The sequence below is a fragment of the Ralstonia sp. VS2407 genome (genome assembly GCF_052950655.1).
Genome location: NZ_JBRFVG010000017.1, coordinates 31,094 through 54,886, shown reverse-complemented (window position 1 = coordinate 54,886; position 23,793 = coordinate 31,094). Strand labels below are relative to the sequence as shown.

Below are 23,793 nucleotides of genomic sequence, written 5' to 3'. Positions count from 1 at the left end.
GAGTTCGCGCCGGATGTGGACCGGGCAAGGGGGCGCCACGAGTTACGAGATAGTAAATTTCTTACGACAGGATGAAATTGGCGACAACCCTAACGCGTCGCCCTGCTCCGCCGGTTGCTGGCCTTGGCGGGGCTGACCGCGGGCGCCTGCAGCATGGCAGACAGGCGCATCACGAACGTGCGCAGCGTGTGCTCCAGCTCACCACCGCGCTGCGCGTGAAACAGGGGTTGCAGATTCAGCGCAATCAACACCAGCACAAGCTGCCCGCGCGCACCGAACACCGGCAGCGACAGCGCGTTCACGCCCGGCAGCAGGCTACCCGTGACCCATGATGCGCCTTCAGTCCGGACGTCTTCGCACAGACGGTAGTACTCGGTAAGCGAACGCGGCAGCCCGGGCAAGTCGTCGCCAGCACGCTCGTGCAGCTCCCGCTCTACAAGCGGCAGCGTCTGTTCCATCGGCTGATACGCGCCGAACAGGCGGCCGGTAGCGGAATTGAGCATCGGCAACACGTCGCCAATACGCAGGTTCACGCCAGGCGCGCCGCCAGCCTTCTCCCAATGCACGACGGTCGGGCCACGATCGCTCCACACGGCAATGCCGATGGTGTGGCCGGTCTGGTCTCGCAAGCCGGCCAGCAACGGCCGCGTGCGGACGATGGCATCGGAGCGATTGAGGCTGGCCAGGCCCAGGCGAAGTGCAAAGGGCCCGAGTTCGTAGCGGCCGGTCAGCGGATCCTGCGACACGGCCCCCACGCGCTGCAGGCTCACCAGATAACGATGCGCCTTGGACGGATGCATACCCGCCGCGCGTGCCAAATCGCCGAGCGCCATCGCCCGCATGGCACGCGTCAGCGCCACCAGTAATTGAGAGCCGACCTCGATGGATTGGATGCCCGAGCGGTCACGGCTTGCGCGCGCGTCTTCTGCATCGCCATCGGGTGGCAGGTCGTCTTCGACTTCCGTGGTCTCCATGTCTCGGGGCGCGTTGGCTGCGGCTGGGCCGACAAAGTGCTGCGAGCGTAGCACGCAGCTTTGCTTTCACGGCCAGTTTTGATTTTTATGCATTGTAGAAATCATGCTTCTAATCATAATTCACGTATACCCTAGGCGCGTCTCCCGACCCTGCGGTCTATGATTGCCAGCGTTCGGCATGGCTTGGTATCAGTACACCCCAACCCAGATTTTCCGGGCCCTGCACGTTGAAAACCAATTCCCCCAACCGTAATCAACTACACCAGGAGTGACAGAATGGCCAAAGCCTTCGCCTCGCAAGCCGACCTCGAGGCCAAACAAGTCACCTTCACCCAGCTCTCCCCCAACGCTTACGCCTACACCGCCGAGGGCGACCCCAACTCTGGCGTCATCATCGGCGACGACTCGGTGTTGATCGTCGACACCACCGCCACGCCCGCGATGGCGCAAGACCTGATCGCTCGCATCCGCGCCATCACCGACAAACCGATCAAGCACGTGGTGCTGTCGCACTATCACGCCGTGCGCGTGCTCGGCGCGTCAGCCTACTTTGCCGAAGGCGCGCAGAACATCATTGCCAGCCGCGGCACGTACGAAATGATCGTCGAGCGCGGTGAAGCGGATATGAAATCCGAAATCGAACGCTTTCCGCGCCTGTTCGCGGGCGTTGAAACCGTGCCCGGGCTGACGTGGCCGACGCTGGTGTTCGAGCGCGAGCTGACACTGTTCCTGGGCAAGTTGGAAGTGAAGATCCTGCACCTCGGGCCCGGCCACACGAAGGGCGACACCGTGGTGTGGATTCCGTCGCAGAAGGTGTTGTTCTCCGGCGACCTCGTCGAATACGACGCTGCCTGCTACTGCGGTGACGCCCAACTCGAAGAATGGCCCGCCACGCTGGATGCACTGCGCGCGCTCGGCGCCGACAAGCTCGTGCCCGGCCGCGGCCCCGCGTTGCTCAATCCAGCCGAAGTCGACAAGGGTCTCGCCTATACGCGTGATTTCGTGTCCACGCTGCTGCAACGTGGCAAGGAAGCCGTCGCGCAAAAGATGGACCTGAAGGCCGCCATGGCGCACACCCGCGCAGCCATGGACCCGAAGTTCGGCAACGTCTTCATCTATGAGCACTGCCTGCCGTTTGACGTGACGCGTGCCTTTGATGAGGCCTGCGGCATCAAGCACCCGCGCATCTGGACAGCCGAGCGCGACAAGGAAATGTGGGCTGCCCTGCAAGGCTGAACATGAATCCCGACTTCCAGAACCGCGTCTTCCCGTATGCGCCGTGCGCCGAGCAGGAGCCCGGCGCGGCACCGGCGGCCCGCCCCGTCGTCATCGTAGGCGCCGGGCCGGTGGGGTTGGCCACGGCCATCGATCTGGCGCAGCAAGGTGTGGCCGTGGTCGTCGTCGACGACGATTGCACGCTGTCCACCGGCTCGCGCGCGATCTGCTTCTCCAAGCGGTCATTGGAGATTTTCGATCGGCTCGGCTGCGGCGACTGCATGGTCGACAAGGGCGTGAGCTGGAACGTCGGCAAGGTCTACCTGAAGAACGAACTGCTCTACAGCTTTGACCTGCTGCCAGAAACCGGCCACCGCCGGCCAGCGTTCATCAATCTGCAGCAGTACTACGTGGAAGGCTTTCTTGTTCAACGCGCGCAAGCCTTGCCGAACATCGAGCTGCGCTGGAAGAACAAGGTGACGGGCCTCACGCAGGATGCCGACGGCGTAACGCTCACCATCGAGACACCCGACGGCACGTACGAGCAGCGGGCGCAATACGTGGTCGCCGCCGATGGCTCGCGCAGCCCGGTACGCCACATGATGGGCCTCGAAGCCCGCGGCCAGACGTTCAAAGACCGCTTCCTGATCGCCGACGTGCGCATGGATGCGCCCTTCCCCAGCGAGCGCTGGTTCTGGTTTGATCCGCCGTTCCACCCAAATCAATCGGTGCTGCTGCACCATCAGCCCGACAACGTCTGGCGCATCGACTTCCAGCTCGGCTGGGACGCCGACCCCGTAGCCGAGAAGCAACCCGAGCGCGTCATCCCACGCGTGCGCGCATTGCTGGGGGAAGGCGTCGACTTTGAGCTGGAATGGGTCAGCGTCTATACGTTTTCGTGCGAACGCATGGATCGGTTCCGCCACGGCCGCGTGCTCTTTGTCGGCGATGCGGCGCATCGTGTGTCGCCATTCGGCGCGCGCGGTGCCAACAGCGGCTTGCAGGATGCCGAGAACCTCGCGTGGAAATTGCGCATGGTGCTGGCCGGCGATGCGCCGGACACACTGCTCGACACGTACGCGAGCGAGCGCGAGTTCGCCGCCGACGACAATATCCGCCACTCCACCCGCTCAACCGACTTCATCACGCCCAAGAGCGCGGTCAGCCGGCTCTTTCGCGATGCCACGCTGCGCCTAGCGAAGCACTATCCGTTTGCGCGAACGCTGGTCAACAGCGGGCGGCTCTCGATGCCGACGGTGCTTGAAGGTTCTCCATTGCAGACAAAGGATGACGCGCCCTTCGCCTGCGCACTCGTGCCCGGTGCGGTCGCACTTGACGCGCCAGTGCGCAATGCCGATGGCGGTGCCGATTGGCTGCTCAGTCATCTGCACGGCGGCTTCATGGCGCTACGTTTCTGCGAGGCGGGAGAACACGTCGATGCGCTGCCGCTGCCTACGCTGGCCGTCTTCCCGGTTGGCGGCATGGGCACGGCCTCTGCCAACGTGGCCGCGCTGGAAGACATCGACGGGCTGGTCGCGCAACGCTATGACGCACGCCCCGGCACGATTTACTTGATCCGCCCCGACCAGCACGTCTGTGCACGCTGGCGCGCGCTTGAGCCTGCCAAGCTGGCCGCTGCGTTGCTTCGTGCCACCGGGCAAACTGCGCCTGCGGCAACGCCGCACGCCACTGTCTCTGCCTGAGCTGAATGCCGACCGCCATGCCGCTGAACACGCAACCCAACCTACCGCGCCCCGATGACTTCTACGAGGCGCTGATCGACGCGCATCGCAACCTGAACGATGAGCACAGCGCGATGCTCAACGCGCAGCTCATCCTGCTGCTCGCAAACCATATCGGCGACATGGCGGTATTGCGCGAAGCGCTGACGGCGGCGCGACTTGCATTGCCAGCAGCAACAGCAACCTGAGCGCCGTCGCGTTTCAACAATCCATCACTTACGTTTGATCGTACTTGCGAGTGCGCAAAGCGCGGTGCTAGTATCCGCCCCGCTTACCGATCAACCATTTTGCATAGGAGGAAAAAACATCATGCGTCACCTTGCTTTCCCCTTTGCAGGCCCTTGCCTGGGTTGATCGAACCTCTCGCGCTGTAGTTCGCAGCGTCTTCGCATTGCCCCGGCCTACGGCCTGCCACATCAGATTTTTTTCAGACCTGATATGGACCATTCATGGGCAATTGCATCTTGCATTTGTTCGACGGCGTCTCCCTGATCGCCTCGGACGACACCTGGATCGAAGGCGACGCGATCCGACAACTTCAAACCACCAAAGCGCTCGACGGCATGCGCCATGTGGCCGGCATGCCCGACCTGCATCCCGGTCGCGGCTATCCCGTTGGCGCTGCGTTCTTCTCCGTTGGCCGCCTGTATCCGGCGCTGATCGGCAACGACATCGGCTGCGGCATGACGCTGTGGTCGACCGACCTCGATGCCAGCAAAGTCAGCCTCGACAAGCTTGAAGAGCGTCTGGGCAACATCGACACGCCGCTCGACGAGAGCTGGCGCGAACTTGTCGCAGCGTCGGCGCCGGCTGGTACGGGTTTCGATGCCGCGCTTGGCACCATCGGCGGAGGCAACCACTTTGCCGAGCTACAGCGCATTGACGAGATCTACGACGCAGAGGAACTGCCGCTCGACCCGCGCCAGCTTCTGCTGCTTGTGCATAGCGGCTCGCGTGGGCTTGGCCAGGCCATCCTCGATGAGCACGTGCGCGCATATGGGCATGCCGGGCGCGCACAGGACGATGCGGCGTGCGGCGCCTATCTGACACGCCACGAGACGACGCTGCGCTTTGCGAGGGCCAACCGCGAACTGATCGCGCGCCGCATGCTCGACCGCCTGCACGCGCAGGGCAAGGCGCTGCTCGACGTGCATCACAACTTTGTCGCACCGGCCACGGTGTTTGGCGAACGCGGCTGGTTGCATCGCAAGGGCGCCACGCCGTCGGATGCCGGCGTGGTCGTCATTCCCGGTTCGCGTGGCGATTACAGCTACCTCGTCGCGCCACGCCCGAGCGAGCACGGCTTGTTTTCGCTCGCTCACGGCGCGGGCCGCAAATGGATGCGCAGCGAGTGCAAAGACCGGCTCGTCCGCCGCTTCACGCCGGCGCAGCTCAACCGCACCAAGCTCGGCGGCCACGTCATCTGCGCAGACAAGCAGTTGATCTACGAAGAGGCGCCCGAGGCCTACAAGGCCATCGACAGCGTCATCGCGCCGCTGGTGGATGCCGGCCTCGTCAAGGTGCTCGCGCGCCTGCGCCCGGTGTTGACGTACAAGACGCGCGGGGAGTGTTGCTGATGGTGCTATTGCAACTCTCTTCCGCGCAAGGTCCGGCCGAATGCGAACTGGCTGTGGTGAAAGCGCTCGCGCAACTGCAACGCGAAGCCGCAGACGCTGGCGTCAAACTCGAGCTGCTGGAACAGGAGGATGGAGAGCGCGCTGGCACGCTGCGTTCAGCCTTGATCAGCCTGGAAGGTGACACTGAAGACGCCGTGGCGCGAGCATGGGAAGGCACGATCCAGTGGACATGCCCGAGCCCGTATCGGCCACGGCACGCGCGCAAGAACTGGTTCATTGGGGTGGCGCGCTGTGCGGCGCCATCGGCAACGCTGCCGAGCGAGATCCGCTTCGAGACCACGCGTTCGTCGGGCCCCGGCGGCCAACATGTCAACAAGACGGAGTCGGCCGTACGGGCCACCCACATCGCCACGGGCATCAGCGTGAAGGTGCAGACGGAGCGCAGCCAGTACGCCAACAAACGGCTGGCCGTGCTGCTGCTCGCTCACAAGCTGGCGGACCACGACGCAGCTGCCGATGCGGCGCAGCGTGCGCAACGGCGCGCGCTCCATCATCAGGTGGAGCGCGGCAACCCGCACCGCGTGTTCAAAGGCGAACGTTTTGAGCCGGCAGACTAGCGACCGGCCTGCCGCATTCCGGCAAGCTGGCCACGCCGGTACTCACCTTGCCGCTCCAGCATCCAACCCGGGTATTCGGGCGGCAGCTTGCTCAGCTCATCGAGCTGCGCCAGTTCGTCCGCCGTCAGCTCAACCTTGGTGGCCGCGATGTTGTCGTCGAGCTGCTCGATCTTCTTGGCGCCGACGATCACGGTGGTCACTGCACGCTGATGCAGCAGCCATGCGAGCGCAATCTGCGCGACCGACACACTGCGCGCAGTGGCCATGACGCGCATGGCGTCGACACAGGTGTAGGCACGCGCACGGTCCACCGGTGGGAAGTCGAACTTGTTGCGGCGGCTGTCTTGCTCGCCGTGCTGTTCGCGCGTGTATTTGCCGCTGAGCAGGCCGCCAGCCAGCGGGCTCCATACCATCAGGCCAAGGCCTTCGCTTTTGAGCATCGGCACCAGTTCGCGCTCGAGGTCGCGGCCCGCGACCGTGTAATACGCCTGCAGGCTTTCGAAACGTGCGCAGCCCAGCCGCTCGGCAATCCCCAACGCCTTGACGATCTGCCACGCCGCCCAATTCGATACGCCCACATAGCGCACGTGGCCATGCTGGACAAGCGTGTCGAGCGCTCGCACGGTTTCTTCGATGGGCGTAGCGGGGTCGAAACCATGGATCTGATAGAGATCGATATGGTCGAGCTGCATCCGTTTCAGGCTCGCTTTGATGCCGTCCATGATGTGCAGGCGTGAGGCGCCGCGTGCGTTCACGCTGTCGCCGGTCTGGCCGAATACCTTGGTGGCGACGACCACGCTGTCGCGCGGCACTTTCAGGTTCTTGAGCGCCTGCCCCGTCATCTGTTCAGCGACGCCGTTGGCGTATACATCGGCCGTATCGATGAAATTGATGCCGGCGTCGAGCGCGCGCCCGATCAGGCGCTCAGCGTCGGCTTGCTGCAAATCACCGATGTGCTGCCATATGCCGTCGTTGCCGCCGAAGGTCATCGTGCCCAGGCACAGCTCCGATACAAACAGGCCAGTCCGGCCCAGTTGGTTGTAACGCATGTGATCGACTCCAATACGGTGGGAATGGAATGCTGAGCGCACAGGCTCAGATGCGGGAAACAACGCAGAGGATAGGACGGACTGGCTAATCCTGCAGCGCCCTTAGTGGGAAGCAGGATGGTGGCCCAGGCGCGAAGAGATGGCCGCACCAGCCTGCTGCAGCAGCGCGACGTAGTGCGCTTTGGTGTCGGCGCCGCAACGCATGGTCGGGAACGAGATCGACAGCCCCGCAATCACGCGGTCAAAACGATCGAACACCGGCACGGCAATGCACAGCAGACCGTCTTCCTGCTCTTCGTTGTCTTCGCCAAAACCTTGCTGGCGCACGCGCGGCAGGATGCTCAGCACGGCCTCGGCGGAGGCGAGCGTCTTCTGCGTGGACTTCTTGAACTCCACCTTCGACAGCACTTCGCGCGCCTCTTCCGGCGGCATGTACGCCAGCAGCACCTTGCCGATGGCCGTGCTGTGCAGCGGATTACGCCGGCCGATGCGCGACTGCATGCGCAAGCCGTAATCGGCATCGATCTTGTGGATGTAGATGATAGCGTCTTCGTCAAACGCGCCCAGGTGGACGGCCTCGCGCGTGAGCTGACCGATGCGCCGCATCTCGGTGTCAGCCTCACGGACGAGGTCGACGTTTTCCAGCGCCTTGGCGCCAAGCTCGAACAGGCGGATGGTCAGCCGGTATCGATCGGTGTCGCCTTCCTGCGCGACATAGCCGAGGCCTTTGAGCGTCTGTAGGAAGCGGTGCACGGTCGTCTTGGACATGCCGAGCCGCTGCGACAGCTCGCTCGGGCCAACGGCGCCAAGCTCGCCCATCGCGGCCAGGATGGTGAACACCTTGTCGACCGCCGAGACCGACTCGGCCTTATCGGCACCGGCATCAACGGGTTCATTGGCGGACGGGTCTTCCGGCTTGCGTTGCCGGCGCGTGGCTTTCATCTCTCGTGGTTCCGTGATTTCAAAATCTGGAGAGAGCATAACCGGTCTCATACCGCGTTCCACCTATCCACTTGCCGATTTGGCTATCGCGCCAGCCACCCGCCATCCACCGCGAGCGTGTGGCCGTGCACGTAGTCCGATGCGGCCGAAGCCAGAAACACCACGGCGCCCGCAAGGTCGTCCGGCACGCCCCAGCGCCCGGCCGGAATACGCGCAAGGATCTCCTCGCTGCGCTGCCGGTCTTCGCGCAGTTGCGCGGTGTTGGCGGTTTCCATGTAGCCGGGCGCGATGGCGTTGACGTTGATGCCGCGCCCCGCCCACTCGTTGGCCAGCAGTCGCGTGAGCCCCAGCACACCGCTCTTCGACGCCGTGTAAGACGGCACGCGAATGCCGCCCTGGAACGACAGCATCGACGCCACGTTGATGATCTTGCCGCGCCCGCCTTGTTGCACGAACTGCCGCGCCACCGCCTGCGAGAGAAAGAACACGCCCTTGAGGTTGACGTCGATGACTGCATCCCAATCGGCTTCGGAAAATTCGAGCGCATCGCAGCGGCGGATGATGCCGGCGTTGTTGACGAGGATGTCGACGCGGCCGAAGGTGTCCATCGCGGCTTCGACAATGCTGCCGATCGGCTGGAGCGAAGACAGATCGGCACGCACGTCGACAAACCGCCGCCCAGCCGCTTCCACGCGCGCGGCTGTCTCCGCCGGGTCCGAGCGGTTGGCGCCGACGATGTCGCAACCGGCCGCCGCCAGCGCCGTCGCCATGCCCGCGCCCAAGCCCGTGTTGCTGCCGGTGACGATGGCCACCTTGCCGCTCAGGTCGAACAGGCTTGCGCTCTGCAGATAGGGATTCTCGAGCCGCATGGTGTCAGCGCAGGTCGGCAATGGCGATGTGGTCCATGTCGTGGAACACCTGGTTCTCGCCGACCATGCCCCAGATGAAGGTGTAGGCCTGCGTGCCCACGCCCGAGTGGATCGACCAGCTAGGCGAGATCACAGCCTGCTGGTTGTGGACGAGGATGTGACGCGTCTCCTGCGGCTCGCCGAGCATGTGGAACACGGCGGCGTTGTCCGGCAGGTTGAAATAGAAGTACACCTCCATGCGGCGCTCGTGCGTGTGGCACGGCATCGTGTTCCACAGGCTGCCGGGCTCGAGCATGGTCATGCCCATCGAAAGCTGGCAGGTGGGCAGCACGTCCGGCACGATGAACTTGTAGATCGTGCGCCGGTTACTGGTAGCCGGATCGCCCAGCGTTTCGGGCGACGCCTGCGCCAGCGTGATCGTGCGCGTGGGATACGCCGTATGGGCCGGCGCGCAGTTGATGTAGAACTTGGCGGGCCGCGCCGCATCGTCGCTGCCGAAGACGACGTTCTGGCCGCCCTGGCCGATGTAGATCGCCTCTTCATTGCCGACGGCGTGCCGTGTGCCATCCACCTCCACCCAGCCCGGGCCGCCAATGTTGATCGCGCCCAGCTCGCGGCGCTCCAGCAGATGGCTTACGCCCATCGACTTGGCGAGCGATGCCGGCACCTCCACCGGCCGCGTTGCCGGCCACGCACCGCCCACGATGATCCGGTCGATGTGGCTGTACGTGAGCTGAAGCGCATCGCGCTCGAACACCTGTTCCACCAGGAACTGGCGGCGCAGCCCGGCCGTGTCGAGAGTTTTTGCGTGTTCGCTGTGGATTCCTTGCCGCACTTCCATGCCGTTTCTCCGTAGGGAATGCACCGGCATTCATCGCGCTGCCGGCTGTTCTGGGTTGGATTGAAGCACAAAAAACGCAAATACGGAACGTCGATCCATATTTTTTGGATGAGACTCAGATCGATGGGGATCACGCTGTACCGCACACATTTGCGCCGCAGGGTAAACGATAAATCCCTGAAATCAAAAAACATGGAACATCGTTCCATCTCATCCGCTATAGTCACTCCACGATGTTGGACCCTGACCAACCGAGCCCATAGAGGCTCATGGAGGAGACGTGAAGATCAAGAAGGCGATTGACCGCATTCCGGGCGGCCTGATGCTCGTGCCGCTGCTGCTCGGTGCATGCGTGCATACGTTCGCGCCGGACGCGGGGAAGTACTTCGGCTCGTTCACCAACGGCCTGATCACCGGCACGGTACCGATCCTGGCGGTGTGGTTCTTCTGCATGGGCGCGACCATCGACCTACATGCCACCGGCGTGGTGCTGCGCAAGTCCGGCACGCTGCTCGTCACCAAGATTGCCGTGGCGTGGCTGGCAACGCTGGTGGCTGCACAGTTCATTCCGGACGAAGGCATCAAGACCGGCATCCTTGCCGGACTGTCGGTATTGGCGATCACCACGTCGATGGACATGACCAACGGCGGGCTCTACGCCGCCGTCATGCAGCAGTACGGCACCAAGGAAGAAGCCAGCGCATTCGTGCTGATGTCGGTCGAATCGGGCCCGCTGGTCAGCATGTTGATCCTCGGCGCAACGGGCATCGCGGTGTTTGAGCCCAGGCTGTTCGTGGGCGCGGTGCTGCCGTTCCTGATCGGTTTTACGCTGGGCAATCTCGACAGTGAACTGCGCGAACTGTTCGGCCGCTGCGTGCATCCGCTTATTCCGTTCTTCGGCTTTGCGCTGGGCAACGGCATCGACCTGCACGTGATTGCCAAGAGCGGCCTCCCTGGCCTCTTGCTCGGCCTTACGGTGATCGTCATTACCGGCGTGCCGCTCATACTGGCGGACAAGTTCATTGCGGGCGGCAATGGCGCTGCAGGGCTGGCGGCATCATCCACGGCCGGAGCGGCGGTTGCCAACCCGGCCATCATCGGCGAGATGATTCCCCGGTTCAAACCCTTGGTGCCGGCCGCCACGGCGCTGGTGGCCACGGCCTGCCTTGTGACGGCGATTCTCGTGCCGATCCTGACCGCGATATGGGTGCGGCGTGTGGGTCGCGCTGCGCCATTGCCCGAGCTGGAAACCGCCAGCCTGCCACCACAGGCCGCGCACCGCGAAGCCCATTTCTGACCACGCCTGCGATGCACCGCACACACCTTCAGAGAAGAGATTGCCCATGCTGTTGCACACGTTTGTCCGCCGCATTGCGGGCGTTGCGATGACCGCCGCGCTCGCTGCCGGCAGCACCCTCGCCCATGCCGCCACCGATGCCGACACGGTTGCGCAAGCCGTCGAGCGCATGCGCGTTGCCATGGTGGCCAGCGACGGCGCCACGCTCACCGGGCTCATCGAAAACGACCTGACCTACGGCCACTCGTCGGGCAAGCTGGAAGACCGCGCAGCCTTCCTCAAGACGCTGGACGGCACGAATTCATTCAAGTCGATTGCGCTGACCAACCAGACCGTGCAGATCAACGGCGACAACGCGTGGGTGCGCCACGTGTTCGACTCCGTCAACAACCTGCCCGACGGCAAGACCAGCACCGCGCATATCGGCGTGCTGCAGGTGTGGAAGAAGCATCCGGACGGCTGGCGCCTGTTTGCGCGCCAGGCCTATCTGCTTCCGAAGCAATGAGGGGCGCCGCTTCCCCCGGGCGCCTGGCGGGCAAGACTGCGCTCGTGACAGCCGCCGCGCAAGGCATCGGCCGCGCCTGCGCCGAGCGCTTCGCGCGCGAAGGCGCCCGCATCATCGCCACCGACCTGCGCATCGATGCGTTGAACGATGTGCCGTTCGACGTCCGCCGGCTCGACGTGCGCGATACCCAGCAGGTCAATGCGCTCGCTGCCGAGCTTGGCGGCATCGACATCCTCTTCAACTGCGCGGGCTTCGTGCACGCCGGTTCGGTGCTGGAGTGCGATGAGGATGCGTGGGATTTCTCGTTCGACCTGAACGTCAAGTCGATGTACCGCACCATCCGCGCGTTTCTGCCGGGCATGCTGGAACGCGGTGGCGGCAGTGTCATCAACATGTCGTCCGCCGCGTCGAGCATCAAGGGCGTTCCGAACCGCTTTGTGTATGGCGCATCGAAGGCCGCGGTGATCGGGCTGACCAAATCCGTGGCGGCAGACTTTGTGGCGCGCGGCATCCGCTGCAATGCGATCTGCCCGGGCACGGTGGTGTCACCCTCCCTCGTCCAGCGCATCGATGAACAAGCCCGCACGCAGGGAAAATCGCGCGCGGAAGTCGAAGCGGCGTTTGTCGCACGCCAGCCGATGGGGCGCCTCGGCCAGCCGGAAGAGATTGCCGCGCTGGCCGCCTATCTGGCTTCCGACGAAGCCGCCTTTACGACGGGGCAAGTCCACCTGATCGACGGCGGCTGGTCAAATTGATACCTTGATGCCTTTCCCCCAACCGATTTGAGCCTTTCATGAAACTGCTGCGCTTCGGCCCCCAGGGCCAAGAAAAACCGGGCCTGCTCGATGCAACCGGCACCCTTCGCGATCTGTCGGGCATCGTCGACGACATTGCAGGCGATGTGCTGTCGGACGTATCGCTCGCCAAGCTGCGCGAGGAGGACCCTGCCACGCTGCCGGCCGTCAGCGGCCAACCCCGCATTGGCCCGTGCGTCGGGCGTGTCGGCAAGTTCATCTGCATCGGGTTGAACTACGCCGACCACGCTGCGGAATCCGGCTTGCCGGTGCCGGCCGAGCCGGTCGTCTTCAACAAGTGGACCAGCGCCATCTGCGGCCCGAACGATGACATCGAAATCCCGCGCAGCTCCGTCAAGACCGATTGGGAGGTCGAGCTGGGCGTGGTCATCGGCAAGCCCGCCAAGTACATCGACGAAGCCAACGCGCTGGACTACGTGGCCGGCTACTGCATCGTCAACGACGTTTCCGAGCGGGAATGGCAGATCGAGCGCGGCGGCCAGTGGGACAAGGGCAAGGGCTTTGATACGTTCGGCCCGCTGGGCCCGTGGCTGGTCACGCGCGACGAGGTGCCCGACCCGCAGGCGCTGGACCTCTGGCTGGAGGTGGACGGCCACCGCTATCAGAACGGCAATACGCGGACGATGGTGTTTGGCGTGGCCCAACTCGTGGCATATCTGAGCCGCTGCATGAGCCTGCAGCCCGGCGATGTCATCTCGACGGGCACGCCGCCTGGCGTGGGCCTGGGCATCAAGCCGAATCCGGTCTACCTCAAGCCTGGGCAGACCATGCGCCTGGGCATCGCCGGCTTGGGCGAGCAATTGCAGCGCACCGTCTCAGCCGGCTGACGGCTAGCGTTCCAACTCTGCAAAGCGCTGCGCGACGAGGTTGCGCAGCCACTGGTTGCCGGCGTCCTGATGGAAACGCCGGTGCCAGAACACATTCGTTTGCAGCGCGGGCAGCTTGAGCGGCGGTGCCACGAACTCCAACCCAAACGGCGGCGCCGCGCGCTCGGCCAGCTTGCGCGGCACCGTCACCACCAGATCGGTCGTGCTGACGATGTACGGCACCGCCACGAAGTGCGGCACCGAAAAGCGCGCCGACTGCGTGATGCCCGCCTTGTCGAGCAGCGGCCCGATGGCGTTGTAGGGGCTGGCCGAACTTGCCACCACCAGGTGTGACGCTGCGCGAAAGCGCTCCAGCGTCAGCTTGCCCTCCGACAGCGCATGGCCGCGCCGGAACATGGTCACGTAATCCTGCCGGAACAGGCGGCGCTGGAAGAGGCTCTCGCCGGAAAGATCATCGAACGCGCCAATGGCAAGGTCGATGGCGCCCGCCTCCATCTCGGCCTTCATGTCGAACCCGCCCGCACGCAGCGTGTCGAGCCGCACACCTGGTGCCTGCTCGGCACACAACTGCGCCAGCACCGGCATGAAATACACCTCGCCGACGTCGCTCATGGCAACGGTGAAGGTACGCGTGGAAGTGGCCGCTTCAAAGTGCGTGCGCTGGCCGAAGGCGCGTTGCAGCGTGTCGAGCGCGGTGGCCACCGGTTCAGCCAATTGCTCGGCAAGTGCGGTCGGCATCATGCCGCGCGGGGTGCGGACAAAGAGTTCGTCGTCAAAGGTCTGGCGCAGGCGCGACAGCGCGTTGCTCACCGCCGGTTGCGACAGGCCCAGCCGCTCGGCCACGATGGAAATGCGCTTTTCGCGCAGGATTTCCTGAAACAGCACCAGCAGGTTCAGGTCCACGTCCCGCAGATTCAGCATGGCGGCGCCTCAACATTCACAATATCAATAGCATGCATTCTCGCATTGATATTTCAAATTTTCACCCAATCCGGACAATACGCGCATACCAAGAATCCAGAACAGAGCGGCACCGCCGCCACCGGAGACCACCATGCGCCCTGCCCCCGCTGCTCATGAAGCGCCATCCACGCCCATCGACCTCGCCCACTGGACAACCGGCAAGCCCGCTTGATGGCCCAGTAACGACTACGCTTTCCCTGAAGACGCTCCTGACTTTTTCTCCAAGGACTTCACCATGAACATGCTCGCCCCGACGGCCAAGAACGCATTCACCCCCGCGTCGCTGGACCGGCCCGCTTACCAGAGCGGCTTCGGCAACGAGTTCGCCACCGAAGCCCTGCCCGGTGCGCTGCCGCACGGCCAGAACTCCCCGCAGAAGGCGCCGTATGGCCTGTATGCGGAACAGATTTCCGGCACGGCGTTCACCGCCCCACGCGCGCACAACCGCCGCTCGTGGCTATATCGCATTCGCCCGGGCGCCGTGCATCTGCCGTTCGAGGCCATGGCGCAGGGCCGCTTCCACAGCAGCTTCAACGAGGTGCCGCCCTCGCCCAACCAGTTGCGCTGGGACCCGCTGCCCGCACCGGCTGCCGGCACCGATTTCATCGACGGCATCGTCACCTTCGCCGGCAATGGCGGGCCCGACGCGCAAACCGGCTGCGGCATCCACCTATACGCAGCCAACGCGTCGATGACCGACCGCTTCTTCTACAACGCTGACGGCGAGCTGCTGATCGTCCCGCAGCAAGGCCGACTGCGCCTGCTGACGGAGATGGGCGTGGTTGATGTCGAGCCGCTGGAGATTGTCGTCGTCCCGCGCGGCGTGCGCTTCCGTGTCGAATTGCCCGACGGCGACGCACGCGGCTACATCTGCGAGAACTTCGGCGCGCTCTTCCGCCTGCCGGACCTGGGTGTGATCGGCTCGAACGGCCTGGCCAACCCGCGCGACTTCCTCACACCGCACGCGTGGTACGAAGACCGCGAGGGCAACTTCGAACTCGTCGCGAAATTCCAGGGCAGCCTGTGGACGGCGAAGATCGGCCACTCGCCGCTGGACGTCGTAGCCTGGCACGGCAATCTCGCGCCGTACAAGTACGACCTGCGCCTGTTCAACACCATCGGCTCGATCAGCTTCGACCATCCGGACCCCTCGATCTTCCTGGTGCTGCAAAGCCCGTCCGCCACGCCGGGCGTGGACACGATCGACTTCGTGATCTTCCCGCCGCGCTGGCTGGCCGCCGAAAACACGTTCCGCCCGCCCTGGTTCCACCGCAACGTCGCAAGCGAATTCATGGGCCTGATCCAGGGCGTGTACGACGCCAAGGCCGAAGGCTTCGTGCCCGGCGGCGCCAGCCTGCACAACTGCATGAGCGGCCACGGCCCCGACGCCGACACGTTCGAGAAAGCCAGCAACGGCGACACCACCAAGCCGCACAAGGTCGACGCAACGATGGCCTTCATGTTCGAAACGCCAGCCGTGATCCGCCCCACGCGCTTCGCGGCGGAATCGGCGCAACTGCAGGCCAAGTACTTCGAATGCTGGCAAGGCCTGAAGAAACATTTCGACCCGACCAAGCGTTAAGCACAATCGACGAATTCACATTGACGCCAAGGCGAGCATCCAGAAGGTGTGGCCGTACCCTGCCCTAGATGGCGCCTTGAATTTTCGTAAGCGGGCGGAAAAAGAAGGACCGCTGTCTGAGCGCAGCGAGTTTCGGTCCTTCTCCGCCCGGTTACGGAAATTCAAGGAATCTTTCGCCATCTCGGGCGCGCCTTTCTTTGCTTACTTTCTTTGGCAAGACAAAGAAAGTGAGTCGGCCCCGGCAGGGGACGAAACGCAGGATGCACCAGCAACGTCAAGCAACTACCGACTCAACAAACAAATCACCGCCCCCATCATGACCACCCGACAACTAAGCTGGCTAGAATCCGCCAACACCCCCGACACGCACTTCCCCCTGGAAAACCTGCCCTTCGGCATCTTCTCCACCAAGGAAAACCCGTCGCCACGTGCGGGCGTCGCGCTGGGCGATCAAGTCATCGATCTCGGCGTGCTGGATGACGCCGGCCTGCTGCCCGCATCCACACGCGGCACGTTCCGCACCGGCAAGCTCAACAGTTTCATCGCCCTCGGCAAGCCCGTCTGGGCGGAAACGCGCAAGAAGCTGCAAGCGCTGTTCAGCGTGGCCGACACGCACGTACGCGACAACGCCACGCTGCACGCGCGCGCGCTGGTGCCGCAGGCGCATGCGGTGATGCATCTGCCCATCGACATCCCGGGCTATACCGATTTCTATTCATCGAAGGAACACGCCACCAACGTCGGCCGCATGTTCCGTGATCCCGAGAACGCGCTGCTGCCCAACTGGCTGGAAATCCCAATCGGCTACAACGGCCGCGCCAGCTCCGTGGTGGTGAGCGGCACCCCGCTGCACCGCCCGATGGGCCAGATCAAGCTGCCCGATCAGCCGCGCCCGATCTTCACGGCATGCCGCAAGCTGGACTACGAACTGGAGATGGCCTTTGTGGTCGGCAAGCCGAGCGCGCTGGGTGAGCCGGTTTCCGTCGACGCGGCACCGGATCATATGTTCGGCGTCGTGCTCCTCAACGACTGGAGCGCGCGCGACATTCAGCAATGGGAATACGTGCCGCTCGGCCCGTTCAACTCGAAGGGGTTCGGTACATCGATCTCGCCATGGATCGTGACGATGGACGCGCTGGAGCCGTTCCGCGTGGCCAACCCGGCGCAATCGCCTGAGCCGCTGGAATACCTGCGGCAGAGCCGGCCGAACGCCTACGACATCGCCCTCGAAACTGCACTGCGCCCCCACGGCGGCGAACGCACCACCATCGCCCGCACCAACTTCCGCGCGATGTACTGGACGATGGCGCAACAGCTTGCGCACCACACCGTATCCGGCTGCAACGTGCGCGTGGGCGACCTGATGGGCTCCGGCACCATCAGCGGCACGACGCCGGATTCGTACGGCAGCCTGCTGGAGCTGACCGTCAACGGCAAGCAGCCGCTGGACCTCGGCAACGGCACCACGCGCGCGTTCCTGGAAGACGGCGACGAAGTCATCATGACCGGCTGGTGCCAGGGCGATGGCTATCGGGTGGGCTTTGGGGAAGTGCGCGGCGAAATCCTGCCGGCGCGCGGCGTGAAGTAACGCAGTGCGGGGCGGCGGATGAGCAGTCCGTCGCTCCCTCTTTTATTCCGTCTTGGCAGCGGCGCAAGCGAGCATCGCATCGCAGATCACGCGCTCGCCGTTCGCCTTGAGCGCCTCGCCGGCGCCCACGATGTCCCGTGTTTCCTTGTTCTGGCTCAGCTTGAGTTTGCCTTCGATGCGCGTGATCTCGATCTCGATGCCGACAATCATCTTGAGCAGCGTGTCGGTGTAGTCGGCCGGGGCATCGGACATCTTCCACGGCGTGGGTTGCGATGCCTCATGCGTGCGCGTCAGGCGAGCCACCACACCGCGTACAAAACGCTCATCGTCCCGCACGGTGATGCGGCCATGCGCATGCACCACACGGTAGTTCCACGTCGGCACCTGCCTGTGGGCTTCGTGCTTGCTCGGATACCACGTCGGCGAAATGTACGCATCGCCCGCGCGGAAGATGACGAGCACCTCATCGCCGTTGGCGACGTCTTTCCAGACCGGGTTGGCGCGTGCCACGTGAGCATGCAGCATGCCAAGCTCGCCCTCTTCCGGCAGCAGCAGGAACGGAATGTGATTCGCGTCCAACCCATGCTCGCCATGCGTGACGAGCGTCCCAAACGGGTTCTGCGCGATCAGGTCGTGCAACGCGTTGGGGCGCGATTCTTCAAAATGGGCGGGAATGTACATGGCGACTCCGGCAGCGACCGTGCAATCGAACAGGAAAACGCCCATTCTGAGCCAGAACGTGGCTCCAAAACAGAGCCAAATTCAGGCGAATTATTGGAGCCAGCCTAGTCGCGCAGCAGGTTCTTGGCGATGATGAGCTGCTGGATCTGCGTGGTGCCTTCGTACAAGCGCAGCAGGCGCACATCGCGATAGAAGCGCTCGGCCTTGTACTCGGCAATGTAGCCCGCGCCACCGTGAATCTGCACCGCGCGATCGGCCACGCGGCCGACCATCTCCGTACAGAACATCTTGGTGCACGACGCCAGCATGCTGACTTCGTGGTCCTGTTTACCGACGGGCTTGGCGTCGTAGCGGCGCGCGCAGTCGCGCACCATCGACATGCCGGCGTACAGCTCCGCCTGGCTGTCGGCCAGCATGGCCTGGATCAACTGAAAGTCTGCGATGGGCTGGCCGAACTGCTTGCGTTCCCTGGCATACGCCACTGCATCAGCAATCAGCCGGTGCGCCATGCCGCACGCCAGCGCCGAGATGTGCAGGCGGCCGCGGTCCAGCACCTTCATCGCCGTCTTGAAGCCCTGGCCCGCCACGCCGCCAATGATGTTGGCCGCCGGCACGCGCACGTTGTCGAGCATCACATCGCATGTCTTGGTGCCGCGCTGCCCCATCTTCCTGTCGGGCTTGCCGAGCGTGATGCCCGGCGTATCGGCTGGCACGATAAAGGCCGAGATACCGCCCGCGCCTTCGCCGCCCGTGCGCGCCATCAGCGTGAATGCCCCAGCGCGCGGCGCGTTGGTGATGAAACGCTTGGTGCCGTTGATGACGTAGTGATCGCCGTCCAGCGTGGCGCGCGTTTGCAGCGATGCGGCATCCGACCCCGCATTCGGCTCCGTCAGGGCAAACGAGATGATCAGCTCGCCGCTGGCAATGCGCGGCAGGTAATCGGCCTTCTGCGCATCGGTGCCGTCCATCAGGATGCCCTGCGAGCCGATGCCGACGTTGGTGCCGAACACCGAGCGGAAGGCCAGCGCGGTGTGCCCGAGGTCGTACGCCACCTCGCACTCCTGGGCCATCGCCAGGCCAATGCCGCCGTACTCCTCCGGAATCGACAGGCCGAAGAGTCCCATCTCTTTCATGTCGGCAACGATGTCGGCGGGCACGTCATCCTCTTCCTCGAGGATGTTTTCCGCCGGCACGAGCCGTTCCTGGATGAAGCGCTGCACCGATTGCTGCAGCAGGCCGAAGGATTCGTCGTCGAGCGCCATGTCGCTGGTTCCTGTGGGATATTCCGGCCGATGTTACCGGGTTGGGAGGTTTTGACAATCCGTGCCGGCATCAACAGAATGTCGAGTCTCATTCACCAATCTGGCGTGCCGTCATGGACCTGAATGCGCTCAAGCTATTCGTGGAAATCGTCGACGCGGGCAACCTGTCGGCGGCGGCGCGCCGGCTGCAGACCACGCGCTCCAACGTGAGCCACCGGCTGAAGGCGTTTGAGCGCGCACTGGGTGTGCAACTGCTGCGTCGGACCACCCGCCGCGTGGAGCCGACGGAGGTGGGCGCCGGCATTTACGAACACGGCCGCAGCATCCTGCGCGAAATGGCCGCCGCCGATGCGCTGGTCTCGTCGCTGGGTAAGTCGCTGCAAGGCAGCGTGCGCCTGTCGGTGCCGACGGGGCTGGGGCACCTGCTGGTGTCACCACTGCTGGTGGCATTCAAGCGTGCGTATCCGGACATCCGTCTTGATGTGCGGTTCGACAACCGCGTGTCCGACCTGATTGGCGAAGATGTGGACGTGGCGCTGCGCATCGTCTCGAACCCGCCGGAATCGCTCGTCGCCACGCTGCTTGATGAAGTTGACTGGGTGCTGTGCGCGGCGCCGGACTACCTGGCCACGCATGGCATGCCAAAAACCCTCGACGCGCTGGGTAAGCACACCATCGTCAGCGCGCCTGCGGTTGGGCAGCCGCTGCGGCTATCCGCGCAACTGGGCGATGAGCGGACGCTCGTGACGCTCGACCCCGGCGTCTCATCCGACAACTACCTGTTCCTGCAGGCCGCCGTGCGTGCGGGCAACGGCCTGGGAATCCTGCCCTATTACGCCGCTGCCGAAGACTTGCGCGACGGGCACGTCAAACGCGTGCTGCCAGGGTATCGGTTCAGCGTGTTTGGTAGTCGCCTTTACATGCTGGCGATGCCAAGCCGGTATCGGACGCTGGCCACGCGGCATTTGTTGGACTTTCTCAAAGAGGGGCTGCAAGGCAAGCTGCCGCGCCTACCCCTGAAGGAACGCGCCTGATTACGCGTCTAGCGGCATCAGCCCCGGCAACTGCGCAAAGCAGATAGACTTGGCCGTCTCGATAAAGTCCTGCGCAAACGGTGCTTGCGCATAGTCGCGCGTCATGGCGGCGTAGAGATCGCTCCACAGGCCTTCCTTGCCGACACGCTTGGCCACCACGTATTCGTAATCGACGTAGTTCTTGATGCCCCAGCTCGGCAGCGCGGCCAGCCCGCGTCGGCTGGCAACGAGCTGCAGCACAGCGATGGTCAGCTCGGCCGTGCGGCGGTTGAAGGCGATGCCGGCAGGTGTCAGCACCTGGCGGATGAGATCGATGCGCTCTTCGGGCACGGGGTACGTGATGAGTGTCTGGTCCGTAAAGTCTTTCGCGTCCAGACACTTCTTGTTGCGCAGCGTGTGGTCAACCGGCAACACGGCGAGGATCTCGAAGCGGAACAGCGGCGCAAACACCACGCCACGCCGCATCTTGGCGTCGGAGCCGATGATGACGTCGGCGCGGCCGTCCTTGAGCAGCGCCAGCGGATCGGTGTGGAAACCCGACACAAGGTCCATTTCCACTTCCGGCCAGCGCTGGCGGAAGGCGTCCATTACAGGCATCAGCCAGTCAAAGCAGGTGTGGCATTCGAGCGCGATGCGCAGCGTGCCGGCCGCGCGGCCCTTGATGCGCTCAAGATCGCGCTCTGCGGTCTGGATATCGGCGACGACCTTTTGCGCGAGTTCGAGCATGCGCTCGCCGGCCTCGGTCAATTCCACCGTCTGCCCCTTGCGGCGCACGACGGCCAGCCCGTAATGCGACTCCAGCGCGCGCAACTGATGCGACAGCGCCGATTGCGTGAGGTGCAGCCGCTCGGCGGCGCGCGAAACGGAGCCACCGTCGGCCAGGGCGATCAGCGTGCGCAGATGGCGGATTTCGAGCATGTTGGTGCGGCTTCCAATATATGAATACGATTCAACGTTATCGAAAATAATATCATTTGATTCATGGACGAGGGTCGCCGATCATCGCAGGACTGAAAAACGAATCGCCTCTCCTGCGACCACCATGACGACCATCCATACCCTCGGCTACCCGCGCATCGGCGCACAACGCGAGCTGAAGTTCGCCCTCGAATCGTTCTGGAAGGGCGCCTCGTCAGAAGACGACCTGCGTGCTACTGGCCGTGCCCTGCGCGAGCGCCACTGGGCTGCCCAGCGCGACGCGGGCCTCGACTTTGTGACCGTGGGTGATTTCGCCTGGTACGACCAGGTGCTGCAGACGGCTGCCCTGCTCGGCGCCCTTCCCACGCGCTATGGCTTTGACGCCGCACAACTGACGCTGGCGCAATCGTTCGTGCTGGCGCGCGGCAATGCCGACCATGCGGCCATGGAGATGACGAAGTGGTTCGACACGAATTACCACTACCTCGTGCCGGAACTCACGCCGGACCTCCACGTTGGGCCCGGCGCCGAATGGCTGTTCGACGAAGTGCGCGAGGCTCAGACCGCCGGGCACCGCGTGAAGGTTGTGCTCATCGGGCCGGTGACGTTCCTGCATCTGGCCAAGGCGCGCAACGGCCTGACTGACAAGCTCGCCCTGCTGCCGCAAGTGCTTCAGGCTTACGCGGCTGTGCTGCAGCGCCTGGCCGCACTGAATGTGGAATGGGTGCAGATCGACGAACCGGCGCTGGTGCTGGACCTCCCGCAAGCCTGGGCGGATGCATTCGCCCCCGCTTACCAGGCGCTGGCCGCTGCCAGGGGCCCGAAGCTGCTGCTGGCGACGTACTTTGAAGCCGCCTCCCACCACGCTGCACTGATCAAATCCCTGCCGGTCGATGGCGTGCACCTGGACCTCGTGCGTGCACCGGAGCAGCTTGGTGCCTTCGCACCGTGGCCTGCTGACAAGGTGCTCTCCGTTGGCGTGATCGATGGCCGCAACATCTGGCGCTCCGACCTCGCGCGCGTGCTCGAACGCGTGGCGCCGCTGGCCGAAGCCTTTGGCGACCGCCTGTGGGTGGCACCGAGCTGCTCGCTGCTGCACGTGCCGGTGGACCTGTCTGCCGAAACCAAGCTCGACGACGAACTCAAGGGCTGGCTGGCCTTCGCGCGCCAGAAGCTGGACGAACTGGCGATCATCAAGCTCGCGCTGGTCGAGGGCCAAGCTGCCGTGCAGAAGGCGCTCGATGACAACCGCGCCGCCATCGCCTCACGTACCGAATCGCGCCGCGTGCACAACGCAAGCGTGAAAAAACGCGTGGCCGCGATCCGCGCAGAAGATGCCGACCGCGCCGCGCCCTACGCAACGCGCGCTGAAGCGCAGCAAGCCCGCCTGAACCTGCCGTTGCTGCCGACCACCACCATCGGCTCGTTCCCGCAGACGGCCGAGATTCGCCAGGCGCGCGCGCAACACAAGCGCGGCGAACTCCCTGCACTGGACTACCTGCAACGCATGCGCGCCGAAATTGCCGACGTCGTACGCCGCCAGGAAGCGCTGGGGCTCGACATGCTCGTGCACGGAGAACCCGAGCGCAACGACATGGTCGAGTACTTCGGCGAGCTGCTGTGGGGCTACGCCTTCACCGCCAACGGCTGGGTGCAGAGCTATGGCTCCCGCTGCGTGAAGCCGCCGGTCATCTACGGCGACGTGTACCGCCCCGAAGCAATGACGGTTGAATGGTCCAAGTACGCACAGAGCCTGACCGCCAAACCGATGAAGGGCATGCTGACCGGCCCCGTGACGATGCTGCAGTGGTCCTTCGTGCGCGACGACCAGCCGCGCGAGCAGACCGCACTGCAGATCGCCCTGGCCCTGCGCGATGAAGTGTGCGATCTGGAAGCCGCTGGCATTGCCGCCATCCAGATCGACGAGCCGGCTTTCCGCGAAGGCCTGCCGCTGCGCGCGTCTGACGTGCCGGGCTACCTGGAATGGGCGGCACGTGCATTCCGCGTGTCGGCCTCCGGCGTGCGCAACGACACGCAGATCCACACGCACATGTGCTATTCGGAGTTCAACGACATCCTGCCGGCCATCGCGTCGATGGATGCCGACGTGATCACCATCGAGACGTCGCGCTCGAACATGGAACTGCTCGACGCGTTTGGTAAGTTTGCGTACCCGAACGAGATCGGCCCGGGCGTGTACGACATCCACTCGCCGCGCGTGCCGCGTGTGGAAGAGATGGAAGCGCTGCTCGATAAGGCCGCGCAGGTCGTGCCGGTGCAACGCCTGTGGGTGAACCCCGACTGCGGTCTCAAGACCCGCGGCTGGCCGGAAGTGGAAGCGGCGCTGCAAGGTATGGTGGAAGCCACGCGCCGCTTGCGCGCCAAGCATGCGAATGCGCAGCACGCTGGCAGCAAGCGTGCGCAAACAGAAACCGCATCAGCCTGATCGTCGCGCCTCCCCCACAAAAACGCCGGCTGGAGACATCTAGCCGGTG

The 23,793-nt window shown here is 64.3% G+C and carries 22 protein-coding genes; 13 read left to right on the top strand and 9 right to left on the bottom strand.

Translation table 11 applies throughout. The annotated features are described in order from the left end of the window. Positions 1-89 precede the first annotated feature (89 nt). Complete coding sequence (locus tag ACU8YE_RS21695; protein ID WP_322018970.1) at positions 90-974, bottom strand: IclR family transcriptional regulator; 885 nt, start codon at positions 972-974, stop codon at positions 90-92. Between the two features lie 276 nt (positions 975-1,250). On the opposite strand from ACU8YE_RS21695, the gene ACU8YE_RS21690 reads away from it, so the two are divergent. From ACU8YE_RS21690 to prfH, 5 genes are all read left to right on the top strand, one after another. Next, the gene (locus ACU8YE_RS21690; RefSeq protein ID WP_433868088.1) at positions 1,251-2,210 is read left to right on the top strand and encodes an MBL fold metallo-hydrolase; all 960 of its coding nucleotides are present in this window, start codon (positions 1,251-1,253) and stop codon (positions 2,208-2,210) included. A 2-nt stretch (positions 2,211-2,212) separates the two neighbouring features. Then, a complete protein-coding gene (locus ACU8YE_RS21685; RefSeq protein ID WP_446929584.1) occupies positions 2,213-3,892 on the top strand; it encodes an FAD-dependent oxidoreductase in 1,680 nt (559 codons plus the stop codon). A 17-nt stretch (positions 3,893-3,909) separates the two neighbouring features. Continuing rightward, positions 3,910-4,119 (top strand): DUF2783 domain-containing protein, encoded by a 210-nt coding sequence (locus ACU8YE_RS21680; RefSeq protein ID WP_322018989.1) that lies wholly within the window; start codon positions 3,910-3,912, stop codon positions 4,117-4,119. Positions 4,120-4,380: 261 nt separating this feature from the next. Beyond that, on the top strand, positions 4,381-5,508 hold the full coding sequence (locus ACU8YE_RS21675) for an RNA ligase RtcB family protein (RefSeq protein ID WP_446929583.1): 1,128 nt from the start codon (positions 4,381-4,383) through the stop codon (positions 5,506-5,508). Then, a complete protein-coding gene (gene prfH / locus ACU8YE_RS21670; protein WP_446929582.1) occupies positions 5,508-6,125 on the top strand; it encodes a peptide chain release factor H in 618 nt (205 codons plus the stop codon). Before ACU8YE_RS21675 ends, prfH begins: the two co-directional genes overlap by 1 nt. Here the strand turns inward: prfH and ACU8YE_RS21665 are convergent. From ACU8YE_RS21665 to kduI, 4 genes are all read right to left on the bottom strand, one after another. Further along, a complete protein-coding gene (locus tag ACU8YE_RS21665; RefSeq protein WP_414562443.1) occupies positions 6,122-7,174 on the bottom strand; it encodes an aldo/keto reductase in 1,053 nt (350 codons plus the stop codon). The two genes, prfH and ACU8YE_RS21665, sit on opposite strands and share 4 nt — an antisense overlap. A gap of 102 nt (positions 7,175-7,276) precedes the next feature. Next, positions 7,277-8,116, bottom strand: a complete 840-nt coding sequence (gene kdgR, locus ACU8YE_RS21660) for a DNA-binding transcriptional regulator KdgR (RefSeq protein ID WP_446929581.1) — start codon at positions 8,114-8,116, stop codon at positions 7,277-7,279. An 83-nt stretch (positions 8,117-8,199) separates the two neighbouring features. Further along, complete coding sequence (gene kduD / locus ACU8YE_RS21655; protein ID WP_446929580.1) at positions 8,200-8,985, bottom strand: 2-dehydro-3-deoxy-D-gluconate 5-dehydrogenase KduD; 786 nt, start codon at positions 8,983-8,985, stop codon at positions 8,200-8,202. Between the two features lie 4 nt (positions 8,986-8,989). Continuing rightward, positions 8,990-9,826, bottom strand: coding sequence for a 5-dehydro-4-deoxy-D-glucuronate isomerase (gene kduI, locus ACU8YE_RS21650; RefSeq protein WP_446929579.1), 837 nt, complete (start codon positions 9,824-9,826; stop codon positions 8,990-8,992). Positions 9,827-10,106: 280 nt separating this feature from the next. Here kduI and kdgT point away from each other — a divergent pair, with 280 nt between their 5' ends. The 4 genes from kdgT to ACU8YE_RS21630 are packed head-to-tail and all read left to right on the top strand — an operon-like array spanning position 10,107 to position 13,270. After that, entirely contained in the window at positions 10,107-11,123 is a 1,017-nt protein-coding gene (gene kdgT / locus ACU8YE_RS21645) for a 2-keto-3-deoxygluconate transporter (RefSeq protein ID WP_446929578.1), read from the top strand. A gap of 46 nt (positions 11,124-11,169) precedes the next feature. Then, a complete protein-coding gene (locus tag ACU8YE_RS21640; protein ID WP_446929577.1) occupies positions 11,170-11,628 on the top strand; it encodes a nuclear transport factor 2 family protein in 459 nt (152 codons plus the stop codon). After that, a complete protein-coding gene (locus ACU8YE_RS21635; RefSeq protein ID WP_446929576.1) occupies positions 11,625-12,383 on the top strand; it encodes an SDR family oxidoreductase in 759 nt (252 codons plus the stop codon). The genes ACU8YE_RS21640 and ACU8YE_RS21635 overlap by 4 nt, the downstream gene beginning before the upstream one ends. A 38-nt stretch (positions 12,384-12,421) precedes the next feature. Next, positions 12,422-13,270, top strand: coding sequence for an ureidoglycolate lyase (locus tag ACU8YE_RS21630; RefSeq protein WP_446929575.1), 849 nt, complete (start codon positions 12,422-12,424; stop codon positions 13,268-13,270). A 3-nt stretch (positions 13,271-13,273) separates the two neighbouring features. On the opposite strand, the gene ACU8YE_RS21625 is transcribed toward ACU8YE_RS21630, so the two are convergent. Continuing rightward, a complete protein-coding gene (locus ACU8YE_RS21625; RefSeq protein ID WP_260804184.1) occupies positions 13,274-14,191 on the bottom strand; it encodes a LysR family transcriptional regulator in 918 nt (305 codons plus the stop codon). Positions 14,192-14,468: 277 nt separating this feature from the next. Here ACU8YE_RS21625 and hmgA point away from each other — a divergent pair, with 277 nt between their 5' ends. Together hmgA and fahA are read left to right on the top strand one after the other, a co-directional pair. Beyond that, complete coding sequence (hmgA, locus tag ACU8YE_RS21620; protein ID WP_446929574.1) at positions 14,469-15,815, top strand: homogentisate 1,2-dioxygenase; 1,347 nt, start codon at positions 14,469-14,471, stop codon at positions 15,813-15,815. Positions 15,816-16,131: 316 nt separating this feature from the next. After that, positions 16,132-17,403: a fumarylacetoacetase gene (fahA, locus tag ACU8YE_RS21615; RefSeq protein ID WP_446929573.1), complete on the top strand. Its 1,272-nt coding sequence runs from the start codon at positions 16,132-16,134 to the stop codon at positions 17,401-17,403. Positions 17,404-17,445: 42 nt separating this feature from the next. Here the strand turns inward: fahA and ACU8YE_RS21610 are convergent, their stop codons facing one another. Further along, entirely contained in the window at positions 17,446-18,084 is a 639-nt protein-coding gene (locus ACU8YE_RS21610) for an FMN-binding negative transcriptional regulator (protein WP_446929572.1), read from the bottom strand. 104 nt (positions 18,085-18,188) lie between these two features. Further along, positions 18,189-19,346 (bottom strand): acyl-CoA dehydrogenase family protein, encoded by a 1,158-nt coding sequence (locus ACU8YE_RS21605; RefSeq protein ID WP_446929571.1) that lies wholly within the window; start codon positions 19,344-19,346, stop codon positions 18,189-18,191. A gap of 113 nt (positions 19,347-19,459) precedes the next feature. Here ACU8YE_RS21605 and ACU8YE_RS21600 point away from each other — a divergent pair, with 113 nt between their 5' ends. After that, positions 19,460-20,380 (top strand): LysR family transcriptional regulator, encoded by a 921-nt coding sequence (locus ACU8YE_RS21600; RefSeq protein ID WP_446929570.1) that lies wholly within the window; start codon positions 19,460-19,462, stop codon positions 20,378-20,380. On the opposite strand, the gene ACU8YE_RS21595 is transcribed toward ACU8YE_RS21600, so the two are convergent. Next, complete coding sequence (locus tag ACU8YE_RS21595) at positions 20,381-21,298, bottom strand: LysR family transcriptional regulator (RefSeq protein ID WP_232039279.1); 918 nt, start codon at positions 21,296-21,298, stop codon at positions 20,381-20,383. It lies immediately after the preceding gene. A gap of 124 nt (positions 21,299-21,422) precedes the next feature. Between ACU8YE_RS21595 and metE the strand changes: the two genes are divergently transcribed. Next, the gene (metE, locus tag ACU8YE_RS21590; RefSeq protein WP_446929569.1) at positions 21,423-23,744 is read left to right on the top strand and encodes a 5-methyltetrahydropteroyltriglutamate--homocysteine S-methyltransferase; all 2,322 of its coding nucleotides are present in this window, start codon (positions 21,423-21,425) and stop codon (positions 23,742-23,744) included. Positions 23,745-23,793: the final 49 nt, after the last annotated feature.

Coding starts and splice junctions, on each gene's coding strand:
- ACU8YE_RS21695 (WP_322018970.1), bottom strand. CDS start 974: ATGGAGACCACGGAAGTCGAAGACGACCTGCCACCCGATGGCGATGCA.
- ACU8YE_RS21690 (WP_433868088.1), top strand. CDS start 1,251: ATGGCCAAAGCCTTCGCCTCGCAAGCCGACCTCGAGGCCAAACAAGTC.
- ACU8YE_RS21685 (WP_446929584.1), top strand. CDS start 2,213: ATGAATCCCGACTTCCAGAACCGCGTCTTCCCGTATGCGCCGTGCGCC.
- ACU8YE_RS21680 (WP_322018989.1), top strand. CDS start 3,910: ATGCCGCTGAACACGCAACCCAACCTACCGCGCCCCGATGACTTCTAC.
- ACU8YE_RS21675 (WP_446929583.1), top strand. CDS start 4,381: ATGGGCAATTGCATCTTGCATTTGTTCGACGGCGTCTCCCTGATCGCC.
- prfH (WP_446929582.1), top strand. CDS start 5,508: ATGGTGCTATTGCAACTCTCTTCCGCGCAAGGTCCGGCCGAATGCGAA.
- ACU8YE_RS21665 (WP_414562443.1), bottom strand. CDS start 7,174: ATGCGTTACAACCAACTGGGCCGGACTGGCCTGTTTGTATCGGAGCTG.
- kdgR (WP_446929581.1), bottom strand. CDS start 8,116: ATGAAAGCCACGCGCCGGCAACGCAAGCCGGAAGACCCGTCCGCCAAT.
- kduD (WP_446929580.1), bottom strand. CDS start 8,985: ATGCGGCTCGAGAATCCCTATCTGCAGAGCGCAAGCCTGTTCGACCTG.
- kduI (WP_446929579.1), bottom strand. CDS start 9,826: ATGGAAGTGCGGCAAGGAATCCACAGCGAACACGCAAAAACTCTCGAC.
- ACU8YE_RS21640 (WP_446929577.1), top strand. CDS start 11,170: ATGCTGTTGCACACGTTTGTCCGCCGCATTGCGGGCGTTGCGATGACC.
- ACU8YE_RS21635 (WP_446929576.1), top strand. CDS start 11,625: ATGAGGGGCGCCGCTTCCCCCGGGCGCCTGGCGGGCAAGACTGCGCTC.
- ACU8YE_RS21630 (WP_446929575.1), top strand. CDS start 12,422: ATGAAACTGCTGCGCTTCGGCCCCCAGGGCCAAGAAAAACCGGGCCTG.
- ACU8YE_RS21625 (WP_260804184.1), bottom strand. CDS start 14,191: ATGCTGAATCTGCGGGACGTGGACCTGAACCTGCTGGTGCTGTTTCAG.
- hmgA (WP_446929574.1), top strand. CDS start 14,469: ATGAACATGCTCGCCCCGACGGCCAAGAACGCATTCACCCCCGCGTCG.
- fahA (WP_446929573.1), top strand. CDS start 16,132: ATGACCACCCGACAACTAAGCTGGCTAGAATCCGCCAACACCCCCGAC.
- ACU8YE_RS21610 (WP_446929572.1), bottom strand. CDS start 18,084: ATGTACATTCCCGCCCATTTTGAAGAATCGCGCCCCAACGCGTTGCAC.
- ACU8YE_RS21605 (WP_446929571.1), bottom strand. CDS start 19,346: ATGGCGCTCGACGACGAATCCTTCGGCCTGCTGCAGCAATCGGTGCAG.
- ACU8YE_RS21600 (WP_446929570.1), top strand. CDS start 19,460: ATGGACCTGAATGCGCTCAAGCTATTCGTGGAAATCGTCGACGCGGGC.
- ACU8YE_RS21595 (WP_232039279.1), bottom strand. CDS start 21,298: ATGCTCGAAATCCGCCATCTGCGCACGCTGATCGCCCTGGCCGACGGT.
- metE (WP_446929569.1), top strand. CDS start 21,423: ATGACGACCATCCATACCCTCGGCTACCCGCGCATCGGCGCACAACGC.